At 62.5% G+C, this 3,915-nt stretch carries 2 protein-coding genes; both read left to right on the top strand.

Annotation, left to right across the window (positions count from 1 at the left end; translation table 11 throughout):
• Positions 1-3,124, top strand: a 3,124-nt coding sequence (locus tag NW863_RS05035) for a PAS domain S-box protein (RefSeq protein WP_414364918.1), incomplete at its 5' end; no start/stop codon positions are given.
• 10 nt (positions 3,125-3,134) lie between these two features.
• Positions 3,135-3,915, top strand: a 781-nt coding sequence (locus tag NW863_RS05030; RefSeq protein WP_414364917.1) for a response regulator, incomplete at its 3' end; no start/stop codon positions are given.

The following is a 3,915-nucleotide window of genomic DNA, read 5'->3' as shown; positions in this document are numbered from 1 at the left end:
GCAGTATCGCAGGGCCTGTATCGTTGCCCACGGCAGCGAGAAGCTCTACGTCTTGGTGCGGGACATCACAGAGCGCAAGCGGGCTGAGCTAGAGCTCAAAGTGGCCGAGGAAAAACAAAGGGCCATTCTGGCAGCCATCCCGGATCTCATCTTTCACCTCGATAGCCAGGGCGTTTGCCTGGGAGTGAGCTGTGGGGGGGAGGTGCGGCCCTACGGCTTGCCAGAAACTTACCTGGGGCGCTCACCCCACGAACTCCTGCCCCCAGACCTGGCGGAGCGGCGGCTTGCCTATATTCGCCAAGCCCTGGCCACCCAAACCCTGCAGCGCTACGAGCAAAGCCTGGAAATCGATGGCGAGGTGCGCCACGAGGAGGTGCGCATTGCCCCTCTGAATGCGCAGGAAGTGGTGCTCATCATTCGCGACATCACGGAGCGGGTGCAGGCACAGCAAGCCCTGCAAGAGAGCGAGCAGAAGTTCCGCGCCCTGTTTGAAAATGCTGCCGTGGCCATCCTCATTCGCCATGCCGAAACGGGCGAGATCTTGGAGGCTAATCCGCGCGCCCTTGCCGCCTATGGATTTTCTAGCCTGGAGGAGCTGCGGGCCTTCGACGTTTTGGAGCAGTCCCCCTATCGCCAGGCCCTGCAGGGAAGGGGGTTCTCGCTGCAGCCTCACCTGGAGCAAGCTCGCTCTCAGGGATCTGCCCGCTTTGAGTGGCACTGGCAACGGCGGGATGGCCGGGAGTTTTGGGAAGACGTCTTCGTCCAGCCGCTGGTGCTGCGCGGGATCCCTTGCTGGGTGTTTACCGCCGTCGATATCACCGCCCGCAAGCAGGCCGAAGCAGAGCTGGAGCAATTCTTCTCGGTAGCTTTGGACTTGCTCTGCATTGCCGACGAGCAGGGGTATTTTCGCCGCCTCAACCCTGCTTGGGAGACTGTTCTGGGCCGTTCCCTCGAGGAGCTGCAGCAGCACCCCTTTTGGGAATGGGTGCACCCGGAAGATCTGCTGGCCACGCAGAAGGCGATGCAAAAGCTGCTGCAAGAAGGACGCCTGGATGGCTTAGTCAACCGCTACCGCACCCAAGACGGCAGCTACCGCTTTATCGAGTGGCGCGCCTCTCTGGCGGGATCCCTGGCCTACGCCGCCGGGCGGGACATCACCCTGGCCAAGCAGACGGAAGAGCAGATGAAGGCGGCTATGGAAGCTGCCGAGGCGGCCAACCGCGCCAAGAGCGAATTCTTGGCCACCATGAGCCACGAGATCCGCACGCCCATCAACGCCATCATGGGCATGGCCAGCCTGTTGCTGGATACCCCCCTGGATCCGCAGCAGCGGGATTGGGTGCAGACCATCCGCTACGGCAGCGAGGTGCTGCTCAGCCTCATCAACGACATTTTGGATTTCTCCAAGATCGAGTCTCAGAAATTGGAGCTGGAGGAAACGCCCTTTTCCCTGCCCCAGCTCATGGAGGAGCTCTTGGATCTCATGGCTGCCCAAGCCCAGAGCAAAGATCTGGAGCTGGTGGCCTGGGTGGATCCCAGCTTGCCAGCCAGCCTGGTGGGGGATCCCAACCGCCTGCGCCAGATCCTGGCCAATCTCCTCAGCAACGCCATCAAGTTCACCCCACAGGGAGAAGTGGTGGTAACCGTCGAGGCCCAGGAGCGGGATCCCCAGGTGCAGTGGGTGAGCTTCCAGGTGCAAGACACCGGCATCGGCATCCCGCCGGAAAAGCAGGATCGCCTCTTCAAGCCTTTCAGCCAGGTGGACAGCTCCATCAGCCGCCGCTACGGCGGCACGGGCCTGGGTTTGGCCATCAGCCAGCGCCTCTGTCAACTGATGGGCGGGGAGATCTGGGTGCACAGCCAGCCGGGCCAGGGATCCACCTTTGGTTTCCGTGTCCCGCTGCGTGTTCCGGATCCGGCCCTCTTGGCAGCCCCAGCCCTCGATGCTGCTCTAGCCGGCAAGCGGGTTTTGTTGGTGGAAGACAACGCCAGCCAACGGCAGCTCCTGGCTCGCCTGCTCCAGGCCTGGGGGATGCAGGTAACGGCCTGCAGCTTTGCAGCAGAAGCCCAAGCTCTGGCCAAGGCCCAGACTTTTGACCTGGCCCTGGTGGATACCAGCCTGCCTGACGGCGATGGACTGGCCCTGGCCAAGGCTCTGCAGCAGGAGCAGCCCCCCCTGAGGCCTTTGCTGCTGGTGGCCCGCAGCGCGGCTCTGGCAAGTTCTGGCTCTTTTCCTGCCCTGAGCAAGCCAGTCAAGGCCTCGCAACTGCGGGCTCTGCTTTGCCAGGAAAAAGTGCCTGCCGCTACTTCCCTCTTGGAGCCCCCGCTGCCTTTGGCCAGCCGCTGCCCGTTGCGCATCCTGGTAGCCGAGGACAACCCCGTCAACCAAAAAGTCATCCGCCTAATGCTGGAGCGGCTGGGCTATCAGCCGGACATCGTGGCCAACGGCCTGGAAGCTCTGCAGGCGCTGCAACTGCGCGCCTACGACCTGGTCTTGATGGATCTGCACATGCCGGAGCTGGACGGCCTGGCCGCCACCCGCCGCATCCGCAGCGAACTTCCCCCAGATCGCCAGCCACGCATTCTTGCCCTCACCGCCGATGCTTTCCTGGAAAGCCGTGCTGCTGCCGAGGCCGCCGGCGTCGACGGCTACCTGACCAAGCCCCTGCAGCCGGCTGTGCTGGAGCGCGCTTTGCAGGAAATCTCTTCTTCTTGCACGGAAGAAAAACCGGAGCCAGCCTTGGATCCCGACACCCTGGCCAGCCTACGCAGCATGCTGGGATCCCCCGAAGACTGGCAGGAGATGGTGCAAACTTACCAGCAAGACAGCCAGGCCCTGCTGGGATCCCTGCGCCAGGCTCTGGAGCGGCAAGATGCCCAAACCGTGGCCCAACTGGCCCACCGCCTCAAGGGCAGCAGCAGCACCCTGGGGGCCAAGTCGCTAGCTCAGATGTGTCAGGAGCTGGAGAACCTCTCTCGCCACCCCTCTCCCGCTTTTGTAAACTGGGATACCCTGAAGCAGGCCTTGCAACGGTTGGAAGCCGAGTACCAGCGAGTTACCCTGGAGTTATCGGCTGCCGCGTCTGGGCCTTCTCCTGTTGCCAGTACCCATGCAGAAGCTTAATGCCAAGCCTATGTCAGATCGGCGGGGAGGGAGCTTCTCTGGAGCCGAGGAAAAGCCACTGCTGCTGATTGCCGACGATGATCCCAGCCAGCGGCTTTTGGCTCGCTATGCCCTGGAGCGGGAAGGCTACCAAGTTGTGGAAGCGGACAGCGGCTTGGCTTGTCTAGAAGTCGTAAGCCGCCATCAGCCGGACATGGTGCTCCTGGATGCGGTGATGCCGGATCTGGATGGGTTTGAGTGTTGCCGCCGCCTCCACGCCCAAAACCCCGACATGCCAATTTTAATCGTCACCGCTTTAGAAGACGAAGCCTTTGTCAGTGAGGCCTTTGCCGCCGGTGCCAGCGACTACATCCCCAAGCCCATCCACTGGTCGGTTTTGAAGCGGCGCCTACGCCACTTGCTGCAAGCCAACCAGGCCCAGCGCCGTCTGCAGCAGCTTAACCAGGAACTGGAAGCCAAAGTGCAGGAGCGCACCGCCCAACTGGCCTGCCAGGTGGCAGATCTGGAGCAGCTCAACCGCCTCAAAGACCACTTTCTGGCCACGGTCTCCCACGAGCTGCGCACGCCTTTGACCAAGATCAAGCTAGCCCTGGAACTCCTGGGCCGCACCCCCCTCAACGAGAAGCAGCGGCAATACCGGGACATTGCCCTGCAGGAGTGCGAGGCCGAAATCCAGCTCATCAACCGCCTGTTGGATCTGCAGGGCCTGGAAGGGAAAGACCTGGGCTCTGCCGTTGCAGCTATTGACCTGCCCCACCTCTGGCACAGCTTGATCGAGTCGGCGCAGCAAT

Origin of the sequence: Synechococcus sp. B60.1, from assembly GCF_047462555.1 — a bacterium.
Lineage (GTDB): Bacteria > Cyanobacteriota > Cyanobacteriia > Thermostichales > Thermostichaceae > Thermostichus.
The sequence above is the reverse complement of the archived record's forward strand: the minus strand, read 5'-3'. Positions and strand labels throughout refer to the sequence as shown.